The sequence below is a fragment of the Pseudomonas sp. GW531-T4 genome, assembly GCF_017349615.1.
In the GTDB taxonomy this organism is placed as follows: Bacteria; Pseudomonadota; Gammaproteobacteria; order Pseudomonadales; family Pseudomonadaceae; genus Aquipseudomonas; species Aquipseudomonas chlororaphis_I.
In genome coordinates this window covers 1-19,979 of the sequence record NZ_JACMZT010000054.1, presented here as the reverse complement: position 1 = coordinate 19,979, position 19,979 = coordinate 1, and the positions used below count along the sequence as shown (strand labels likewise).

Below are 19,979 nucleotides of genomic sequence, written 5' to 3'. Positions count from 1 at the left end.
GGCACATGGATCTGTTCGACAGTCGACAGGCCGATGAACTCGCCACCCTGATGGCGCTCTTCGAGCATGGTTCTTTCGCCGCCGCCGGCCGCGCCTTGCAGCGCCACCCTTCGGTGCTGTCCAAGCGCCTGGCGGCCCTGGAAAGCCGCCTGGGCATTCGCCTGGTGCAGCGCACCACCCGGCAATTGCGCTTCACCGACGAAGGCGCGCGCCTGGTCGAACGCCTGCGGCAGGCGGCGAGCCTGATCAGCGAAGCCGAACACGAAGCTTCCCAGGGCGCTGCGCAGATCCGTGGGCGCCTGCGCCTGGCCCTGCCGGCCGCCATGGGCCGGCGCTGGCTCAGCCCGATCCTCGCCCAGTTCGCCCTGGCCCATCCCGGGGTGGTGCTGGAGACCGAGTATTCGGACCGCTTCGTCGACATAGTCGGCGAAGGTTTCGACGCGGCGATCCGCATCGGCGAGCTGGCCGACAGCCAACTGGTGGCCCGCAATCTCTGTGCGCACCGGCGCATCCTCTGCGCCGCACCCGCCTACCTGCAACGCCATGGCGAACCGCAGGTGCCTGCCGACCTTGCCAGCCACAACTGCCTGGGCTTTACCGGCCTGCGCTCCTACCCCGACTGGCGCCTGACCCGCCAGGGCCAGCTGGAAACCGTGCGCATCCACGGCACCCTGCACAGCAATGACAACGAGGCGCTGTTGTCCGCCGCCCGGGCCGGCGTCGGCATCCTCGCCGGCGGCGACTGGCTGATGCACCAGGACCTGGAGTCCGGGCACCTGGTCCGGGTGCTGCCGCAGTGGCAGCTGGACAGCGACTCGGGAATCTACCTGCTGCGCCCCTCCGCGCGCTTCAGCAGCGCCACCACCCAGGCCTTCAAGCAGTGGATCGAGGCGTTTTTTGCCCAGGGCGCGCCGTGGGAAACGCCGGCCAGGGACGAGGCGTAGCAGCGTTCACAGCGAAGCGACGATGAACTCCCGCAGCCATTGGTGGGCCGGGTCGCGGTGGCAGCGCTCGTGCCAGAGCATGGCCATTTCATAACCCGGGACTTCCAGCGGCGGCTCGACCACCTTCAGCGCCGGGTTGTCGCGCACCAGGCGCGCCGGCAGCATCGCCACCAGGTCGGAGCTCGCCAGCGCCGAGAGGACAAACAGGAAGTGCGGCACCGACAGCACCACCCGGCGGGTCAGGCCCACTTCGCCCAGCGCGCTGTCGGTGACGCCGTGAAAACCGCCGCCATCGGGCGACACCACAACGTGCTCCAGCTTGCCGAACTGCGCCAGGCTCGGGCGTCGTTGCAGCCGTGGATGGCCCGCGCGGCCCACCAGCACATAACGTTCGCTGAACAGCACCCGGCGGCGCAGCCCGGGGGGTGAGTCCTCGCTGGTGTGCAGGGCCAGGTCGATGCGGCCCTGCTCGGCCTGCCGGACCAGGCGTCCGGGCTCCAGTTCGAGCACCGCCAGCCGGGTGCCGGGGGCCGCCGTGCGCAAGCCGGCCAGCGCCGGGAGGATCACCGTCGACTCGCCGTAGTCGGACGCCGACACGCTCCAGGTATTGGCCGCCGCGCCCGGGTCGAACGGGCTGGCCGGCGACACCGCCAGCTCCAGTGCTTCCAGCGCCCGGCGCAACGGCTCGCGCAATTCGTCGGCCCTGACGGTGGGCCGCATGCCCCGCGGCCCCGGCAGCAACAACGGGTCGCCGAAGATCTCCCGCAGCTTGGCCAAATGCACGCTGACCGAGGGTTGCGACAGGTTCAGGCGTTGCGCCGCGCGGGTCACGTTGTGCTCCGCGAGCAGCACATCCAGGGTCAGCAGCAGGTTGATGTCCAAGCGCCTTAAATTATTCACGACAATACCTGGGATATTGGATATTCATTTCCAATATACCTGGCGACGACCGATCCTGCTGTCTCCCGACATTGGAGACCCTGTGATGAATGTACTGCTGGTGTATGCCCACCCCGAACCCCGCTCCTTGAACGGCTCGCTCAAGGACTTCACGATCAAGCGCCTGCAGGCCGCCGGCCACGCGGTCCAGGTCTCGGACCTGTATGCGATGAACTGGAAGGCGCCGCTGGATGCCGACGACAGCCTGGGCCGGCCGGACAACAGCCGCTTCGATCCGTCCCTGGACTCCAAGCGCGCGTTCGAAGAAGGCCTGCAATCGGCGGACATCGCCCGCGAGCAGGAAAAACTGCTCTGGGCCGACACCGTGCTGCTGCAATTTCCCCTGTGGTGGTTCTCCATGCCGGCGATTCTCAAGGGCTGGGTGGAACGGGTCTACGCCTACGGTTTCGCCTATGGCGTGGGCGAGCATTCGGACGCGCGCTGGGGCGATCGCTACGGCGAAGGCACCCTGGCCGGCAAGCGGGCGATGCTGATCGTCAGCGCCGGCGGCTGGGAATCGCACTATGGCCCGCGGGGCATCAACGGGCCGATGGACGACCTGTTGTTCCCGATCCACCACGGCATCCTCTATTACCCCGGTTTCGACGTGCTGCCGCCGTTCGTGGTCTACCGCACCGGGCGCATCGACGAGGCGCGCTTCGCGGCGATCTGCGACCAGCTCGGACAGCGCCTCGACCAACTGCAACAGACCGCACCCATCGCCTTCCGCCCACAGAACGCCGGTGCCTACCGGATCCCCGAACTCACCCTGCACCCGGAGATCGCCGCCGACCAGCAAGGCTTCGCCGCCCACCTGATGTAGGTAGTGAGCTCACTGCCATACGCGTACCGGCCGGCTGTCGAGATGCAGGGCCGACTCACCTACGACTGCTGGCGCGTCCAGGCATCCTGCTGGTCCTGCTTGACGATGTCGACGAAGTGCGCCGGCAGCAGGTTGCGGAACGGCCCGCCGTCGCCCTCTACCACCTCGACCATCTTCGCCACCATTTCCTCGGGGTCGTATTGCTCGAAGGGGAACTTCAGCCCGGAGTGATCGGTGAAGTGCTTCTGCGGGTCGTACCAGCTTTTCCAGGTCTCCATCATCCGGTCGTTGAAGCCGGTGGAATAGGGCCCGGGGTTGATGGTCGCGACCTGGACGCCGAACTCCGCCAGCTCCATGTGCAGGGCCTCGGCGATGGATTCCAGGGCGTGCTTGGAGGCGCAGTAGGCGCCGGTGAAGGGTCCGGTGAGCAGGCCGGCGATCGACGAGACGAAGACGATCTTGCCCTTGCGCCGCTCGACCATCTGCCGCACGAAGCCCTGGGTCAGTTCCAGGTTGGCGAACACGTTGGTCTCGAACTGAGTGCGCAGGATATCCACGGGGATTTCCGCGATGGCGCCGGTCTCGGCATCGCCGGCGTTGTTCAGCAGCACGTCGATCTCCCATTGCCAGGCATAGGCGCGGTCGCGGGCCGAGGTGATGTCGAGCTTCTCCACCCGCAGTTTGAGGTCGAGGCTGGCGGCGAGTTCGCGCAGTTCGGTGACCTGCGGGGTGATCTGCACCCCGGCGATCACTTCATGCCCGTTGGCAGCCAGGCGCAGCGCCACCGCGCGACCAAAGCCCGAACCGGCGCCAGTGACCAGAATACGTTTTTTGCTCATTTTGGGTTCTCCAGGAAAATGTCGCAGACCAGGGCTCAGAGGCAAGCCCGGGCGATGATTTCGTCTTCAACCGCGGTGCCACCGGAGACGCCGATGGCGCCCAGGCAGCGCCCCGCCTGATCGACGATGGGCAGGCCGCCGGCAAAGCTGGTCAAGCCTCCATTACTCTGCTCGATCGACCACAACGACTGCCCCGGCCCGGACAAGGCGCCGAGTTCGGCGCTGGCGGTACGAAACAGCGCCGAAGTCCGGGCCTTGCGCTGGGCCAGGTCGATCGCCCCCGGCACGGCGTCGTCCATGCGCACGAACGCCAGCAGGTTGCTGCCTTGATCGACGATGGCGATGCACACTGAAAGCTGCATCTGCATGGCTTTGGCGATGCCCTTGTCGAGCATCTGTCGGGCGGGTTTGAGGGTGACGGGCCAGTGCATGGCAGGACTCCTTTGCGGTTGAAAAGAGTCTATGAAGCTCGTAGCTTTAAGAGAATCCGCATTCTCCCTACAACACTATTAAGTATTTCTAACAATGAGCCGACGCGATCCACTGGCCGGGCTGCACCTCTTCATGGCGGTGGTCGAGACCGGCAACTTCACCCGCGCCGCCGCCGTGCTGGGCGTGACCCCGGCGGCCGTGAGCCTGGCCATCACCCAGCTGGAAAGCGAACTGCAGACCAGGCTGTTCCACCGCACCACCCGCGGCGTCAGCCTGACGGAAAGCGGCCAGCGTTTTCACGAAGGCAGCGAAGCCGGCTACCGCAGCCTGCTGCAGGCCCGGGACGAGTTGGGGGAAACCCAGGGCGAGCCGTCGGGGCATCTGCGCATCAGTGCCTTGCACATGGCCAAGCACCTGATCGTCGCCCCGCTGCTCGAGGACTTCTTCCAGCGCTACCCCAGGGTCACCCTGGAAATACGCTACGAAGATCAACTGGTGGACATCGTCAAGGAGCAGCTCGACGCCGGCATCCGCCTGGCCGACGCCCTGCACCCGGGCATGCACGCGGTGCAGATCACCCCGCCGCTGCAATGCGCCCTGGTGGCCAGCCCGCGGTACCTGGCGCGCCACCCGGCGCCGCGCAGCATCAACGAGCTGCACCAGCATTCCTGTGTGCGTTTTCGTTTTCCCAGCAGCGGGCAGATGCACAAATGGCAGCTGCACGACGGCCAGCACGAGGTGAAGCTGGATGTGCCCGGGCGCTTCATCAGCACCGACACCCAGGCGGTGATCGAAGCCGCCCGCGCCGGCGTCGGTATTGCCCATGTGTTCATTCGCGAACGGATCGCCGCCGACCTCGCCAGCGGCCAGCTGGTGGAAGTCCTGCCCGGCACCTGCCAGCCGCTGCCGGCCATGTGGCTGTACTACGCCAACCGCCGGCACGTCCCACCCAAGCTGCGCGCCCTGATCGAGGTGTTGCGGGACTGGAAGCAGTCGCTCGGGCGCGACGTCCGGTAAACCACCGTAAGGCCTAGGCCCGCGCCCGGACGCTCGGCACCAGCAGCCGCACCAGGGAATCGGCAGTCGTGCGCAAACGTTCCGGTTCCTGGTAGATGCGTTCCATCACCGCCAGCCCGCGGGTGAAGGTGACCATGACCTGCGCCACTTCATCCGGCGCCAGGGCCAGGTCGCCCTGGATCGGCTCGGCCGACAACGCGGTGCTGATGGTCAGTTGCAGGGCGTCCAACAGGTCGCGCAAGCGTTGCTGGATGCGTGGGCCGATGGTGTCGGCGTCGGTGGCCGTCTTGGTGGTCAGGCAACCTTTGGCTGGCGTGCCGCTGGTCATGTTGCTGATCGCCACCTGGAAAAACTGCCGCAGCGCGGTCTCGGCGTCCGCGGCCTCGAGGGCCTTGGCGGCGTTGCCCAAAAAGCGCGTGGCGTAGGCTTCGAACGCCAGCAGGAACAACGCCTCCTTACCGCCATAGGCGTGGTACAGCGAGCCGCGCTGGACCTCGGCCGCCTCGGCCAGGTCGGCCATGGAGGTGGACTGCCAGCCCTTGCGCCAGAACACATCAAGGACCGCCGACAACACCTTTTCTTCGTCAAACTGCCTGACACCCGCCATAAAAATCACTGCTCACATAATTGTTGACAACCTTGTCAAAGATACCAACACTGCGATCTTTGACACACCTGTCAATCATACCCGATAGGTGCTGTGCGGTAAGCATGCTTGATGTACTGGTCCACGACTTCCGCTGCGCGCCACGCAAGGAAGTCGGCTTCACCTGCGCAGCCACGCCCGCTAACAGCGGGCGTGGGCGCGAGCGGTTTTCTCTTTTTACGTCAGGAAAAAGGAGTCTACGAAATGGTTTCGAACAGTCGTATCCAGTATGGCTACATCAATGTCATCGAGCCCGCCGAGCACAAGGGCGAGCTCACCCGCGACAAGGTCGAGCGCTTCACCGAGGGGTTCACCAAACCCGCCCTGCTACGCAAACTCGCGCCCATCGGCGAGGAGTTCGCGCAACGGGCGTTCTTCGATCAGGTCGGCTCAGGGAAAAACCTGCAATGGCGGGTCAAGTCCGGCGACCAGCCGGTGTCGATGCGCGACGAGAACGGCGCCTCGGACTACAACTACGTCACCGGCCGCGTCGGCACCGGGCAGGAATTCCTCGACGACATCTTCACCCATAACCTCGACGTCTACTCGCACCTGGGCACGATTTCCTCGAGCTACAACGACCCCTACGAGTGGGGCAAGGACGCCTTCAACCTGGTCAAGCAGCACGTCTTCAGCAAACCCTGGTTCAACATCGAGGCCTGGAAAGTCACCGGCCACATGTTCCTCGGCTACAGCACCCAGGAATACGGCGAGCCGGCCCGCGGCGCGGTGGGCAGCGACTGGCACATTTTCCCCACCCTCAACATCTTCGTGATGATCGCCGGCACCAAGAAGTGGAGCACCCGCCCACCGCAGCTGGGCGACCAGTTCCGCGACTACGACCTGATGTTCGAAACCAGCAGCGGCCGCGAAGCGCCGGGCGGCGACTACGAGGCCGACACCGTCTATGTCGAGCCGGGCGACGTGCTGATCAACCCGCCCTTCGAATGGCACAAGGTGCTCAATGCCCGTGGCCTGAGCATCGGCGCGGCGTTCCGGGTGATCGACATCGACTACCTGGACAAGCTGGAGAACCGCCGCAACCTGGACCTCTCCAAGGTCGCCCATGACAACGGCAGCTTCGCCGAGACCGAGGAGCTGGCGCACTTCCTCACCAGCCTCAACTACGCCTCGCGCCACATCAACCGGGCGCAGATGCTGCTCAACGACCTCGAGTACGCCTACCTGCGCAAGCGCGGTAACGCCGGCTCGGTGAAGATCGGCCACCGCTAGCCCCCAGGCGCCGCAGCGAGGACCCGCTCATGACGCTCACCGTCAGTCCCGAACAGCGTTGGGCCGGCATTCTGTGCGGCCTCGCCGCGGCCTTGATCTGGGGCGCGTTCCCGGTGGTCACCCGGCTGGGGCTGACCCGCACGCCGCTGGATGCCTACGACATCACCTGCATCCGCTACGGCGTTTCCGGGCTGATCCTGTTGCCGTACCTGCTCCGCCATGGCCGCCGGGGCCTGAGCTGGACAAGCATCGGCCTGATGGTCGTCGGCATCGGCGCGCCGTACATGCTGGTGGTGGCCCAGGGGCTGGCCCTGGCCCCGGTGGAACTGTTCGCGGTGGTGACCCCCGGCAGCATGATCCTGTTGTCGATCCTGATCAGCGCACGGCTGTTCGGCACCCGCCTCGGCGCCCGGGCGAACGCCGGCACCGCGCTGATCATCGGCGGCGTGCTGCTGGCCGGCTGGCACAGTTTCGCCGGGGCCCAGGCCTCGCCCTACGCCTACCTGATGTTCCTGCTCGGCGGCCTGTTGTGGGCGATCTACACCCTGGTGTCGAAATGGTCCGGCAGCGACGCGCTGCACGCCACGGCGATCGTCTCGGTGTGCTCGATGGTCCTGTACCTGCCGGCCTACCTGGCCAGCCGCGGACTGCGGATCCTCCAGGCGCCGCTCTGGGATATCGGCATCCAGGTGGTCTACCAGGGCCTGCTGGTGTCGACGGTGGCGTTGTTCTTCTACAGCCGCTCGGTCCAGCTGCTCGGCGCTTCGCTCGGTTCCACCTTCGCCGCGCTGGTGCCGGGCACGGCCATGGTGCTGGCCGCCCTGTTGCTCGGTGAGCGCGCCAACAGCACTGCCATCGCCGGCTTGCTGGTGGTGACCGCCGGCATGCTCCTGACCCTGCTGCCGCAACGCCCGCGCCCGCTGCCGGGCGCCATCGGCCAGCCGACACCCAGGCCACCAGGGCCCACGCCATGAGCGACCTGCATGAGCGGAGCGCAACCACTGTCCATAGCAAAGGAAAACCAAGCATGAGCAGCGCATCCCTGACCCTCTACGAACTGGCCGGCGCCGACCCGGACCTGCGCTTCAGCCCGCACTGCTGGAAAACCCGCATGGCCCTGGCCCACAAAGGCCTGGAAAGCCAGCGCATCGCCTGGCGCTTCAGCGACAAAGCGCGCATCGCCTTTTCCCGGCAGGGCGCGGTCCCGGTGCTGGTGGACGGCGACCAGAGCATCAGCGACTCCTGGCGCATCGCCCTGCACCTGGAGCAGCGTTACCCCGAGCGCCCGTCGCTGTTCGGTGGCCGCGACGCCGTCGCGCTGTCGGCCTTCGTCAACCGTTGGGCCGACAGCATGCTGCTGCCCGCCGTGGCCCGGGTGATCCTGCTGGATGTCTACGAACAACTGGCCGACGAGGACCGGGAGTATTTCCGCAGCTCCCGGGAAGCGCATTTCGGCACCTCGCTGGAACAGCTGGTAGCCCCGCAAGCCAGGCACCTGGAGCAGTTGCGCCAGGTCCTGACCCCGCTTCGCCAGACCCTCAAGGGCCAGCCCTTCCTGGCCGGCGAGGCCCCGGCCTATGCCGACTATTGTGTGTTCGGCATGTTCATGTGGGCGCGCTGCACCAGTGGCGAAGAACTGCTGGCGCCCAACGACGCCCTGCATGCCTGGCGCGAACGCCTGCTGGACGCCTTTGGCGGGCTGGCGCGCGCGGCCACCCTGGCCACCCCTCTCGAGACTGGAGCACGCCATGTCCAATGACCCCGCCCTGCACGACTTCGCCGTCCGTTCCTCGGACAAGATCCGCTATGCCGACACCGACCGCCAGGGCCATGTGAACAACGCGGTGTTCGCCACCTTCCTGGAAACCGGGCGGGTGGAGATCATCTACGACCCGCACGCACCGCTCGCCGAACCCGGCAGCGAATTTGTCATCGCGCGCCTGGAACTCGACCTGCGCGCCGAACTGCGCTGGCCCGGCACGGTGCAGATCGGCACCCGGGTCGCCACCCTCGGCAAAAGCTCGATGACCCTGGAGCAGGCGCTGTTCCAGGACGGACGCTGCGCGGCCCTGGCCACCACCGTGATCGTGCAGATCGATGCCCAGAGCCGGCGCTCGAAACCCTTTGGCGAAGAGGCACGGCGCCGCTTGAGCGCCCTGACCACGACCGCGGACTCGTTCGCGGTGAAATAGGCGGAGGACGCCATGTCGACGCTACAGCAACTGTTCTCGGCCCTGCCGTTTTTCCAGCTGGCGGTGATCATCGTCGCCAGCCAGCTGTGTGGCGCGCTGCTGGCCCGCTGGGGGCAGTCGCGGGTGATCGGCGAAATCTGCGTGGGCATCCTGCTCGGCCCCTGCCTGCTGCTGGCCCTCGGCGCGCAGTGGCATGCGGCGGTCTTCCCGGCGGCCATCCGCCTGGGCATCGAGACCCTGGGCAATATCGGCCTGGTCCTGCTGATGTTCCAGATCGGCCTGCGTTTCGACAACAGTCACTTGAGCAACCAGAAGATCGGTTTCAGCGCCCTCTCGGTGGCCGCCGGCGGGGTGATCCTGGCCTTCGCCCTCGGGGCCATGGTCGGGCTGCTCTCCCACGGCGCCCTGGCGCCCGCCCAGCCCCGGCTCGGCTACGTGCTGTTCTGCGGCATCGCACTGTCGATCACCGCCCTGCCGGTGCTGGTGCGAATCATCAGCGACCTCGGGCTGGAGCACTCGCTGGCCGGGACGGTGGGCATCGCGGCCGCCGCCATCACCGACATCATTGGCTGGGTGCTGCTGACCCTCATCATCGCGCTGTCCAGCAGCGACAGCTCGCTGTTCGGGGTGTTGCGCCAGCTGGCCTTTATCGCCCTGTTCCTCGTCCTCGCCCGCTGGGGCCTGCGCCCGCTGCTGCACGCCCTGACACGGCTGCTCGCGACCCGCGGCGCGGCCCCCGCCGCCGACATGAGCATGGCGCTGATGCTGGCGACCGCCCTGCTGTTCGGCTGGATCACCACCCTGATCGGCCTGCACAGCGCCCTGGGCGGGCTGATCGCCGGCTGGCTGCTGCGCGAGCAGCGCCAGCACTGGCACCGCCATATGGAAGGCTTCGTCAACATCGGGCTGGTGCCCTTCTACTTCGCCGCCACCGGACTGAAGATGGACCTCGGCGCCCTGGCACCGCTCGACAGCTGGCTGTGGCTGCTGGCCTTCTTCGTCGCCGCGGTGCTGGGCAAAACCGCCGGCTGCTACCTCGCCGGACGCCTGGCCGGCCTGTCCGTGGAGGTCTCGCGCAGCGTCGCGGTGTTGATGAACACCCGTGGCCTGATCGAGATCATCGTGCTCTCCGTGGGCCTGGACATGGGGCTGATCTCCCAGAGCGCGTTCTTCCTGTTGCTGATGGTGGCCATCGCCACCACCCTGATGACCACCCCGCTGCTCCGGCGCCTGGCCAGGACCGAGGTCCTTCCATCCGCCCTGGCGAAAGGCGCGCTGCAGACTTCCGATCGGTAACCATCGAGAGACCGGGAAGGCCGGAAAAACCCGGGAGCTACACTCGCAGGTTGTGCCTTGCCTGCGCCCGAAAGCCTGGCCGGGTACCGGACATTCCTCGCCAACCACAGGAGGTGCGGCGGCCATGGTCTTCACCGAAATCGACTACGAAACCCAGGGACCGATCAGGATCATCCGCTTCAACCGGCCGCAGAAACGCAATTGCATCGGCCCCACCACCCACCTGGAACTGATCGAGGCCTGGAGCCGTTTTCGCGACGATCCGCACGCCCTCGTGGCCATCATCACCGGCGCTGGCGACCAGGCCTTCTGTGCCGGCGGCGACCTCAAGGCGGCGCTCGATCTGGTGCCCACCACCGCGGACGAGATCGCCGCGCACAACCGCGGCGAGCGCCCCGGGATCATCGGTCCGAGCCGCTGGACGGATATCTACAAACCGGTGATCGCCGCGGTGAACGGCGTGGCCTACGCCGGCGGCCTGGAGTGGGCCTGCTTCGCCGATATGCGCATCGCCGAGGAACACGCCACCTTCGGCGTGACCTGCCGCCGCTGGAACATCGGCCTGGGCGATGGCGGCACCCAGCGCCTGCCACGCATCGTCGGCATGGGCCGGGCGCTGGAGCTGATCCTCACCGGCAAGGTCATCTGCGCCAGCGAGGCGCTGGCTATCGGCCTGGTCAACGAGGTCGTCGCCAAGGGCCGCTCGCTGGAGCGCGCGCTGGAACTGGCGCACCTGCTCTGCACCCTGCCCCAGCCCGCCATGCGCTCGGACAAGGAAGCACTCATCCGCGGCTACGGCCAGCCCCTGGCCGAGGGCCTGCGCATCGAAGCCGAGTGCTTCAACCGCTCCATCCATCAACCGGAAACCCAGGAAGGACTGCGCCGCTTCCGCGAACGCGACCACCCGGACCTGCGCGGCGACGTGCCGCCCCAGACACCGGGGTTGACCAGGGATTGAGGGCTACGGCGTTACCGCTGTAGTTCACGCACCGGCTTCAAACAGCGCAAACCAATACGGCTTCACAGGTTCAACCAAGAACAGCGTTGTGACGCTGTAGGGGCAATCCCTTGACCAGGGATTCTGGGAAAAACCGCGCTCCCGGCTCAGGACCGCTCCTCGTCCAGCGCCTTGTCCGACACGATCGGCGGCTCGATGCCCCAGTCGCCGTGCAGGTACCAGTCGTCGCCGAGCATCTCGGCGGGGTGCATGGTGCGGTCCGAGCCATTGCCGCAGGCCAGGGCATTGGCCGCGCAGTAGCGGTCGCAACCCCAGCAGATGCGTTCGGGGTGCTTGGGGCTGATGGGAAAATTCTTGGCCATGGCGTTCCCCGGATCGCGGGTGGGAGTGATTCCCAGGCTACGACGCCCGCGGGGAAATGCCCTTGATCGGGGTCAAGAATGACAGGCCCGGGGCGCCCGCCTCTGCACCCCGGTCTGCCTGCTACGCCGTGACCGCCGGCGCGTAGCGCACCGCCAGCTTGCGCAAGGCGACGTAGAACACCGGGGTCAGGAACAGGCCGAACAGGGTCACCCCGAGCATGCCGGAGAACACCGCGACCCCGGTGGCGCGGCGAATCTCGCTGCCCGCGCCACTGCCGATCAGCAGCGGTACGGAACCGGCGATAAACGCCACCGAGGTCATGACGATCGGCCGCAGGCGCAAACGGCAGGCCTCCAGCGCTGCCTCGATGATGCCCTTGCCCTGGAGCTCCAGCTCCCGGGCGAACTCGACGATCAGGATCGCGTTCTTGCAGGCCAGCCCCATCAGCACCACCAGTCCCACCTGGACGAAGACATTGTTGTCGCCGCCGCTGAGCCACACCCCCGACAAGGCCGCGAGCATGCACACCGGCACGATCAGGATCACCGCCAGGGGCAGCGTCCAGCTCTCGTACAGGGCCGCGAGGACCAGGAACACCAGCATCACCGCCAGCGGGAACACCACCGCCGCGGCGTGGCTTTGGGTGACCTGCTGGTAGCTCAGGTCGGTCCATTCCAGGGTGATGCCGCGGGGCAATACCCGGGCGGCGATTTCTTCCAGCTTGGCGATCACCTGGCCCGACGACAGCTGCTTGGGATCGGAGTCGCCGATCAGGTCGGCGGCCGGGTAGCCGTTGTAGCGCACCACCGGATCGGGGCCGTAGCTGGGCGTCACGGTGATCATCGCGCCGAGCGGCACCATCTCGCCCCGGTCGTTGCGCACCCGCAGGTTGGCGATGTCCTCGGCGGTCTGCCGGTAGGAGCTGTCGGCCTGGGCCATGACCCGGTAGACCCGGCCGAACAGGTTGAAGTCATTGACGTAGACCGAGCCCAGGTAGGTCTGCAAGGTATTGAACACATCGCTCAACGACACCCCTTGCGCCTTGACCTTGACCCGGTCCACCTGCACCTCCAGCTGCGGGATGTTGGCCTGGTAGGAACTGACCGGGTAAGTCATGCCCGGGGTCTGCGCCACCGCGGCCTGGAAGGCGCTCAAGGCATTCTGCAAGGCGCCGTAGCCGAGGCCGGCGCGGTCTTCGAGGTACAGCGAATAGCCCGAACCGTTGCCCAGCCCCTGGATCGGCGGCGGCAACAGCGCATAGGCAAACCCTTCGTGGACCTGGGACAGCTTGGCGTTGAGTTCGGCACTGATCTCCACCGCGCCGCGCTGGCGCTGGTCGAACGGCTTGAGGATCACGTAGGCGGCCATGACGTTCGGCGTGTTGACCGACTGCAAGGCGTTCAGGCCGCTGAAGGCCGGCACGGTATCCACGCCCTCCACCGAGAGTGCCGTCTCGATCAGCTCGCTGGTCACCGCATCGGTGCGGGCCAGGGACGCGCCTTCCGGCAGCTTGGCACCGGCGAACAGGTAGAGCTTGTCCTGGGTCGGGATAAAACCGCCCGGCACCAGGTTGAACAGCCAGGCCGTGCCGATCAGCAGCAAGGCGTAGAGGAAGAACACCGAGCCGCGCCGCCCCAGAGAGTAGGACACCAGGCCGTGATAACCGTCGGAGCGGCGCTTGAACATCCGGTTGAAGGCGCGGAAAAAGCCCCCGAAGACCTTCTGGATGCCGCGCTCCAGCCAGTCCTGCGGCGCGCCGTGGGGCCTGAACAGCTTGGCCGCCAGGGCCGGCGACAGGGTCAGGGAGTTGATCGCCGAGATCACCGTGGAAATCGCGATGGTCACCGCGAACTGCTTGTAGAACTGGCCGGTGACGCCGGAGAGAAAGGCCATGGGAATGAACACCGCACAGAGCACCAGGGCGATGGCGATGATCGGCCCGGACACCTCCTTCATCGCCCGGTGCGCGGCCTCCCGCGGGTCGTAGCCCTTCTCGATGAAACGCTCGACGTTCTCCACCACCACAATCGCGTCGTCGACCACGATACCGATGGCCAGCACCAGGCCGAACAGGGTCAGGGTGTTGATCGAATACCCCAGCAAATACAGCCAGGCAAAGGTGCCGATCACCGACACCGGCACCGCGATCAGCGGGATGATCGAGGCGCGCCAGGTCTGCAGGAACAGGATCACCACCAGCACCACCAGCACCACCGCCTCCATCAGGGTGTGCTGCACCGCGCTGATGGATTCGCGGACGAACACCGTCGGGTCCCACACCGCCTTGTAGGCCACGCCTTCGGGGAAACGCTGGGACAACTCGTCGAGCTTGCCGTAGACCGCCTCGGCGACCTGCAAGGCGTTGGCCCCCGGCGAGAGGAAAATCCCCACCGTTGCCTGGTTACGGTCATCCAGGCGCGCGCGCAGGGTGTAGTCGCCCGCGCCGAGCTCGACCCGGGCCACGTCCGACAGCTTCACCAACTGCCCGTCCGCCCCGCTCTTGAGGACGATATCGGCAAACTCCTGCTCGCTGCGCAAACGCCCGCGCACGCTGATCGACACCAGGAAATCGGCGCCTTGCGGCGAAGGCTCGGCCCCCAGCTGGCCGGCCGAGACCTGCACGTTCTGCTCGCGGATCGCGTTCACCACATCGGCCGCGGTGAGGCCGCGGGCAGACAGGCTGTTGGGGTCCATCCAGATGCGCATCGCGTAGTCGCCCGAACCGTAGACCCCGACATCGCCGATCCCGGACAGCCGCGACAGCTCGTCCTTGACGTGCAGGGTCAGGTAGTTGCGCAGGTACAGCGAGTCGTAGCTGTTGTCCGGGGACAGCAGGCTGACGTACATCAGCGGCGTCGGCGATTGTTTCTGGGTGGTCACGCCATACTGCCGCACCTCCTCCGGCAGCCGCGACAGCGCCTGGCTCACGCGGTTCTGCACGCGCACCGCGGCGGTGTCCGGATCGACACCGGGGACGAAGGTGATGCTCACCGCCAGGCTGCCGTTGGAGCCGGCGACCGACTTCATGTACATGATCCCTTCGACGCCGTTGATCGCCTCTTCCAGGGGCACGGCGACCGACTCGGCGATCTCCTTGGGGTTCGCCCCCGGGTAGGTGGCGCGCACCACCACGCTGGTCGGCACCACCTCGGGGTATTCCCCCGACGGCAGCACCGGGATGGCGATCAGGCCAAGGGCGAAAATGATGATCGACAGGACGATGGCGAAGATCGGTCGGTCGATGAAGAATTTGGAAAAATCCATGGCCGCTCTCCCTTATTTCGCCACTGGCGTCTGGGGCGCGGCGGTCGAGGCCTGCTGCGTCGGCGCGGCGATTTCCTTGGGCTCCACCGCCATGCCCGGGTAGAAGATCTTCTGCGCCCCGTTCAGCACCACCCGGTCGCCGGCCGCCAGCCCGGCGCTGATCACCCGCAGGCCATCCAGCTGGCGACCGAGGGTGACGTCCTTGCGCAGGGCCTGGTTTTGCGGGCCGATGACGTACACGTATTTGCGGTCCTGGTCGGTTTGCACCGCGCGGTCGTCGATCAGCACGGCGCGGGTCTCGCTGCCGCCTTCAAGGCGCACCCGGGCGAACAGGCCCGCGGTCAGCCGGCGCTCGGGGTTGGGCAGCACCGCGCGCACGCGGATGGTGCCGGTGGCCGGGTCGACCTGGTTATCCAGGAAGTCCACGGTGCCGGTCAGGGGAAAGGTCCCGACATCGTTGGCAAGACCGACCCGCACGGTATTGCTCACCCCCGGGCGCTGGCCCTTGCCCAGCAGCTCGGTGTAGCGCAGCAGGCTCTGCTCGTCGGCGTCGAAATAGACGTACATCGGGTCCTGGGAAACGATGCTGGTCAATATGCTCTGGTCGGCCTGGGCCAGGTTGCCGAGGGTCAGCATGGCCCGCCCGACGCGCCCGGAAAACGGCGCGCGGACCTGGGTGAAGTCGAGGTTGAGCTGGGCCGTGGCCACCTCGGCGACGGCCGCGTTGACATCCGCCACGCCCTGGGCCAGGGAGGCGCTGCGAATGTCGCCCTCCTCCCGCGACAGCGCCGACTGCTTGACCAGCGCCTGGCCGCGGCGGTCCTGCTCGGTGGCCAGGCGCACCGTGGCGCGAGCCCGGGCCAGCCGGGCCTGGGCACTGGCCAGCGCCTCGCGGTACGGGCGCGGGTCGATGACGAACAGGGTCTGGCCCTTTTCCACCTCGTCGCCCTCGCGGAACGCCACCCGGTCGACATAACCGCTGACCCGCGGCCGCAGGTCGACGGCATCGATCGCGCTGATGCGGCCATTGAACAGGTCCCACTCACGCACCGCCTGCACGCTCACGGTCGTCACCTCGACCACCGGCGCCGCGGCGGCGACCGGCTCGCCCTTCTCGTTACAGCCGCCCAGCGCCAACAGGAGGCACAGCGCTCCGAGTCGATGGGTTGAAGAACTGCTTCGACCGAGCACCCGGCGAATTCGATTCATGAAAGTGGACTCCGCTGTCACTGCACTGTTGATTTATAGGCAGGCGGAATATAAAAGTTAAAGCTAACTTTAAGTAAAGCCCCTTCGGAGGACCCATGAACAAATCAAGCGAGCCGCTGCTGACCATCACCGAAGTCGCCCGACGCAGCGGCGTCATGGCCTCGGCGCTGCGTTTCTACGAGTCCCGCGGGCTGCTCCACTCGCTCCGCGTCGGCAGCGGCCACCGCCGCTACCCGCGCTCGGTCCTCAGGCGGATCGCCTACATCGTGTTCGCCCAGCGCATCGGTTTCTCCCTCGACGAAATCATCCAGCAACTGACCGGCCTGCCCATCAACACCGCGCCAGCGGGCGCGGACTGGCGACGCCTGACCGCCACCTGGAAAACCCGGGTGCAGCAACGCATCGCCGAACTGGAACGGCTGAACATGAACCTGGAGGAATGCATAGGCTGCGGCTGCATGTCGCTGGAACACTGCGGGCTCAACAACCCCGAGGACATCTACTCGCGCAACGGCTGCGGCGCCCGGCGCTGGCTGGGGGACCAGAAGATTGTTATCGCCGCTGGGCAGGAGGCGGATTGATCACAGGGTCGCCTGCCCCCCTGGGCGGCGACCGATATACCTGAATGCCCTGCCCCTACCCCCTCAACACAAACACCGGGAACATCTCGCGCAGGTGTTGCCACAGGTCCGGCACCAGCACCTGTTGCGGGGTGCTCGGCAGTTGCGGGTCGAGCATGCGTGCGGTGCGCACCATCTGCACGGCGAAGCGCTTGACCCCCAGGGCTTGCAGGCGCTGGCCGAGGAGCAGCAGGCGCGCCGGCTGCAACAGGTGCCAGTGCACGGTGGTGCGGCATTCGTAGTCGACGCCGCTGGCCAGCAACAGCTCCAGGCTGCGCCAGTTGGCCTTGCCGCTGCCCGGGACACCGGTGAGCATCGGCGCGTCTTCGGCCAGGGCCTTGACGTCGAAGCCGACCCAGTCGGCGCCGGCCACCGCCCGGGCAAAGGCCGCCGGCTTGATGCCAGCGCTGTGCAGGCCGATGCGAAAGCCCATGGCGCGCACTTCCTCCATCGCCCCCGGCAAACCGTCCTGCAGGGTCGGCTCGCCGCCACTGAACACCACCGCGTCCAGCAGGTCCTGGCGGCGTTGCAGGAAGCTCAGGACCCGGCACCAGTCCAGCTCCTCGCTGCCGCGCGGCGGGATCAGTTGCGGGTTGTGGCAGTAGCGGCAACGCCAGGCGCAGCCCTGGCAGAACAGCACGCAGGCGAGCAGGCCCGGGTAGTCGAGAGTGGTCAGGGGCACCATGCCCCCGACCCGCATCTTTCGGCTCATTGGCGCCCTGCCGCGGTCGCCTGTTCGGTGAAGTGCACGCGCTCTCGGTGCTCGGACTGTTTACCCGGGTTGAACGCCGAGACCGGACGGTGATAACCCATCACCCGGGTCCAGACTTCGCAGCGCTGGCGTTGCGCCTGGGGCAGTGTGTGCTGTGGGGTCATGGTGGAACTCCTTGCGGTTGGGGGAAGACAGGTCAGTGCACAGCGCCCGAGGCCTGGGCCTGCAGCAGGGCTTCGTCGCACTTGGGGCAGAACTCGTGTTCGCCGTCGAGGTAGCCATGCACCGGGCAGATGGAAAAGGTCGGGGTCACCGTCAGGTACGGCAGGCGGAAGCGTCCCAGGGCCTTGCGCACCAGCTGCTTGCAAGCCGCGGTCGAGGAAATCCGCTCGGCCATGTACAGGTGCAGCACGGTGCCGCCGGTGTATTTGCATTGCAGTTCGTCCTGCAGCTCCAGGGCCTCGAACGGATCGTCGGTGTGGCCCACCGGCAACTGCGAGGAGTTGGTGTAGTACGGCGCCTCGCGGCTGCCGGCCTGGAGAATGCCGGGGTAACGCTTGAGGTCTTCCTTGGCGAAACGGTAGGTGGTGCCTTCGGCCGGGGTCGCCTCGAGGTTGTAGAGGTGGCCGGTTTCTTCCTGGAAGCGCACCAGGGTCGCACGCACATGGTCCAGCAGCCTGAGGGCGAACTGGCGGCCCTGCTCGGTGTGCATGCCCTGCTCGTCGCCGCTGAAATTGCGCAGCATTTCGTGCAGGCCGTTGAGGCCGATGGTCGAGAAGTGATTGCGCAGCGTGCCCAGGTAACGCTGGGTGTAGGGATACAGGCCGGCGTCCATATGGTGCTGGATCACCTTGCGCTTGACCTCCAGGCTCTCCATCGCCAGCTCCATCAGCGCGTCCAGACGTTGCAGCAGGCCGCTGGTATTGCCCTTGAACACATGGCCCAGGCGCGCGCAGTTGATCGTCACCACGCCCAGGGAACCGGTCTGCTCCGCCGAGCCGAACAGCCCGCCGCCGCGCTTGAGCAGCTCGCGCACGTCCAGTTGCAGGCGGCAGCACATGGAGCGCACCTGGTTGGGCTGCATGTCCGAATTGAGGAAGTTCTGGAAATACGGCAACCCGTAGCGGGCGGTCATCTCGAACAGGCGGTCGGCGTTCTCGCTGTCCCAGGGAAAATCATGGGTGATGTTGTAGGTCGGGATCGGAAAGGTGAACACCCGGCCCTTGGCGTCGCCGGCCTGCATCACTTCGATATAGGCGCGGTTGAGCAGGTCCATTTCCGTTTGCAGCTCGCCGTAGGCAAAGGGCATTTCCTCGCCGCCGATCACCGGGACCTGCTCGCGCAGATCTTCCGGGCAGACCCAGTCGAAGGTCAGGTTGGTAAAGGGCGTCTGGGTGCCCCAGCGCGACGGCACGTTGAGGTTGTAGATGAACTCCTGGATCGCCTGGCGCACCTGCGGGTAGCTCAGGCGGTCCTTGCGCACATAAGGCGCCAGATAGGTGTCGAAGGAACTGAAGGCCTGGGCCCCGGCCCATTCGTTCTGCAAGGTGCCGAGGAAATTCACCATCTGCCCCAGGGCGCTGCTCAGGTGCCGGGGCGGCCCGGCCTCGACCCGCCCCGGCACGCCATTGAGGCCTTCATGCAACAGCGTGCGCAGCGACCAGCCGGCACAGTAGCCGGCGAGCATGTCGAGGTCGTGGATATGCAGGTCCGCCTCGCGGTGGGCGCGGCCGATCTCCTGGCTGTAGACCTCGTCCAGCCAGTAGTTGGCGGTGACCTTGCCGGACACGTTGAGCACCAGCCCGCCCAGGGAATAACCCTGGTTGGCGTTGGCCTGCACCCGCCAGTCCTCGCGGTCGAGGTATTCGTTCATCGAGGCCGCCACTTCGACCAGGGTCTTGCGGTCGCGACGCAGGCGCCCGTGCCGTTCGCGGTAGACGATGTAGGCGCGCATGGCGAGGAAGAACCCGGCGTCCATCAGTACCCGCTCGACCCGGTCCTGGATCTGCTCCACATGCAGCCGCGCATGCCCCTCAAGGTGGGCCAGCACCGCCTTGAGCAAACCCTCGGCCTCGACGTCGGCGTATTCGCCGCTGGCCTTGCCGGCGGCGATCAACGCCTGGCGGATCTTGTCCGCATCGAAGGCAACCAGGCTGCCATCGCGTTTGTGCAGGCGGTTGTTGCCCACCCTGATCAGCGTGCTGTGCATTTGACCTCCGCATACTACATATAGATGTTTTTGATTCTTAAAACACAAGATGCAGTGAGGTTACGGAGTGTGGGTTGGGTTGCCATTGATCGTGATCAAGTTTTTTGGTTCGTGCGCATATCCATTTTTTTGGTAACGGCGACTTAGGGTTCCGCCCTTACGGCGGCTCACTTTTGAAAAGCGCAAAAGTAAGCAAAACGCTCTTGCCCCACCACTCGGCGCCTCGCCTAGGCTCGGCGTGCCCGAACGAAGGCATTGATCCGTGGGCCGCCGCCACAGGCCA

At 66.5% G+C, this 19,979-nt stretch carries 20 protein-coding genes; 10 read left to right on the top strand and 10 right to left on the bottom strand.

Annotation, left to right across the window (positions count from 1 at the left end):
- Nucleotides 1-5: 5 nt before the first annotated feature.
- The gene (locus J4D28_RS27600) at nucleotides 6-944 is read left to right on the top strand and encodes a LysR family transcriptional regulator (protein ID WP_103331768.1); all 939 of its coding nucleotides are present in this window, start codon (nucleotides 6-8) and stop codon (nucleotides 942-944) included.
- Nucleotides 945-950: 6 nt separating this feature from the next.
- On the opposite strand, the gene J4D28_RS27595 is transcribed toward J4D28_RS27600, so the two are convergent.
- Nucleotides 951-1,844, bottom strand: coding sequence for a LysR family transcriptional regulator (locus J4D28_RS27595; RefSeq protein ID WP_103331767.1), 894 nt, complete (start codon nucleotides 1,842-1,844; stop codon nucleotides 951-953).
- 85 nt (nucleotides 1,845-1,929) lie between these two features.
- Here J4D28_RS27595 and J4D28_RS27590 point away from each other — a divergent pair, with 85 nt between their 5' ends.
- On the top strand, nucleotides 1,930-2,706 hold the full coding sequence (locus tag J4D28_RS27590; RefSeq protein WP_103331766.1) for an NAD(P)H-dependent oxidoreductase: 777 nt from the start codon (nucleotides 1,930-1,932) through the stop codon (nucleotides 2,704-2,706).
- Nucleotides 2,707-2,765: 59 nt separating this feature from the next.
- On the opposite strand, the gene J4D28_RS27585 is transcribed toward J4D28_RS27590, so the two are convergent.
- The gene (locus tag J4D28_RS27585; protein WP_041990212.1) at nucleotides 2,766-3,545 is read right to left on the bottom strand and encodes an SDR family oxidoreductase; all 780 of its coding nucleotides are present in this window, start codon (nucleotides 3,543-3,545) and stop codon (nucleotides 2,766-2,768) included.
- 35 nt (nucleotides 3,546-3,580) lie between these two features.
- Nucleotides 3,581-3,976, bottom strand: coding sequence for a heme-binding protein (locus J4D28_RS27580; RefSeq protein ID WP_016703264.1), 396 nt, complete (start codon nucleotides 3,974-3,976; stop codon nucleotides 3,581-3,583).
- A gap of 94 nt (nucleotides 3,977-4,070) precedes the next feature.
- On the opposite strand from J4D28_RS27580, the gene J4D28_RS27575 reads away from it, so the two are divergent.
- Complete coding sequence (locus J4D28_RS27575) at nucleotides 4,071-4,994, top strand: LysR family transcriptional regulator (RefSeq protein ID WP_103331765.1); 924 nt, start codon at nucleotides 4,071-4,073, stop codon at nucleotides 4,992-4,994.
- A gap of 13 nt (nucleotides 4,995-5,007) precedes the next feature.
- Here the strand turns inward: J4D28_RS27575 and J4D28_RS27570 are convergent, their stop codons facing one another.
- Nucleotides 5,008-5,568, bottom strand: a complete 561-nt coding sequence (locus tag J4D28_RS27570; protein ID WP_223815595.1) for a TetR/AcrR family transcriptional regulator — start codon at nucleotides 5,566-5,568, stop codon at nucleotides 5,008-5,010.
- 276 nt (nucleotides 5,569-5,844) lie between these two features.
- Between J4D28_RS27570 and J4D28_RS27565 the strand changes: the two genes are divergently transcribed.
- From J4D28_RS27565 to J4D28_RS27540, 6 genes are all read left to right on the top strand, one after another.
- Entirely contained in the window at nucleotides 5,845-6,873 is a 1,029-nt protein-coding gene (locus J4D28_RS27565) for a class 1 isoprenoid biosynthesis enzyme (protein WP_103331764.1), read from the top strand.
- Between the two features lie 29 nt (nucleotides 6,874-6,902).
- On the top strand, nucleotides 6,903-7,847 hold the full coding sequence (locus J4D28_RS27560; RefSeq protein ID WP_103331763.1) for a DMT family transporter: 945 nt from the start codon (nucleotides 6,903-6,905) through the stop codon (nucleotides 7,845-7,847).
- Nucleotides 7,844-8,632, top strand: a complete 789-nt coding sequence (locus J4D28_RS27555; protein ID WP_103331762.1) for a glutathione S-transferase family protein — start codon at nucleotides 7,844-7,846, stop codon at nucleotides 8,630-8,632. Before J4D28_RS27560 ends, J4D28_RS27555 begins: the two co-directional genes overlap by 4 nt.
- Nucleotides 8,622-9,065, top strand: coding sequence for a thioesterase family protein (locus J4D28_RS27550; RefSeq protein ID WP_016703260.1), 444 nt, complete (start codon nucleotides 8,622-8,624; stop codon nucleotides 9,063-9,065). The genes J4D28_RS27555 and J4D28_RS27550 overlap by 11 nt, the downstream gene beginning before the upstream one ends.
- 12 nt (nucleotides 9,066-9,077) lie before the next feature.
- Nucleotides 9,078-10,361 (top strand): cation:proton antiporter, encoded by a 1,284-nt coding sequence (locus tag J4D28_RS27545; RefSeq protein ID WP_103331761.1) that lies wholly within the window; start codon nucleotides 9,078-9,080, stop codon nucleotides 10,359-10,361.
- Between the two features lie 124 nt (nucleotides 10,362-10,485).
- A complete protein-coding gene (locus J4D28_RS27540; RefSeq protein ID WP_009049435.1) occupies nucleotides 10,486-11,319 on the top strand; it encodes an enoyl-CoA hydratase/isomerase family protein in 834 nt (277 codons plus the stop codon).
- A 146-nt stretch (nucleotides 11,320-11,465) separates the two neighbouring features.
- On the opposite strand, the gene J4D28_RS27535 is transcribed toward J4D28_RS27540, so the two are convergent.
- The 3 genes from J4D28_RS27535 to J4D28_RS27525 all read right to left on the bottom strand — a co-directional run bounded on the left by J4D28_RS27535 (nucleotide 11,466) and on the right by J4D28_RS27525 (nucleotide 16,155).
- Nucleotides 11,466-11,681: a DUF3079 domain-containing protein gene (locus tag J4D28_RS27535; protein ID WP_009049436.1), complete on the bottom strand. Its 216-nt coding sequence runs from the start codon at nucleotides 11,679-11,681 to the stop codon at nucleotides 11,466-11,468.
- Between the two features lie 121 nt (nucleotides 11,682-11,802).
- Nucleotides 11,803-14,946 carry an efflux RND transporter permease subunit gene (locus tag J4D28_RS27530; RefSeq protein ID WP_103331760.1) on the bottom strand — a complete coding sequence of 1,048 codons (3,144 nt, stop codon included), beginning with the start codon at nucleotides 14,944-14,946 and terminating at the stop codon, nucleotides 11,803-11,805.
- 12 nt (nucleotides 14,947-14,958) lie between these two features.
- Complete coding sequence (locus J4D28_RS27525; RefSeq protein ID WP_053269268.1) at nucleotides 14,959-16,155, bottom strand: efflux RND transporter periplasmic adaptor subunit; 1,197 nt, start codon at nucleotides 16,153-16,155, stop codon at nucleotides 14,959-14,961.
- Nucleotides 16,156-16,250: 95 nt separating this feature from the next.
- Between J4D28_RS27525 and soxR the strand changes: the two genes are divergently transcribed.
- The gene (gene soxR / locus J4D28_RS27520; protein WP_009049439.1) at nucleotides 16,251-16,736 is read left to right on the top strand and encodes a redox-sensitive transcriptional activator SoxR; all 486 of its coding nucleotides are present in this window, start codon (nucleotides 16,251-16,253) and stop codon (nucleotides 16,734-16,736) included.
- 55 nt (nucleotides 16,737-16,791) lie between these two features.
- Here soxR and J4D28_RS27515 read toward each other — a convergent pair whose 3' ends face one another.
- Genes J4D28_RS27515 through J4D28_RS27505 form a run of 3 tightly spaced genes read right to left on the bottom strand, consistent with a single transcriptional unit; the run spans nucleotide 16,792 to nucleotide 19,696 of the window.
- The gene (locus tag J4D28_RS27515) at nucleotides 16,792-17,487 is read right to left on the bottom strand and encodes an anaerobic ribonucleoside-triphosphate reductase activating protein (protein WP_177477920.1); all 696 of its coding nucleotides are present in this window, start codon (nucleotides 17,485-17,487) and stop codon (nucleotides 16,792-16,794) included.
- A complete protein-coding gene (gene nrdD / locus J4D28_RS27510; protein WP_103331758.1) occupies nucleotides 17,484-17,651 on the bottom strand; it encodes an anaerobic ribonucleoside-triphosphate reductase in 168 nt (55 codons plus the stop codon). Before nrdD ends, J4D28_RS27515 begins: the two co-directional genes overlap by 4 nt.
- A 32-nt stretch (nucleotides 17,652-17,683) precedes the next feature.
- Nucleotides 17,684-19,696 carry a ribonucleoside triphosphate reductase gene (locus J4D28_RS27505; RefSeq protein WP_103331757.1) on the bottom strand — a complete coding sequence of 671 codons (2,013 nt, stop codon included), beginning with the start codon at nucleotides 19,694-19,696 and terminating at the stop codon, nucleotides 17,684-17,686.
- Nucleotides 19,697-19,979: the final 283 nt, after the last annotated feature.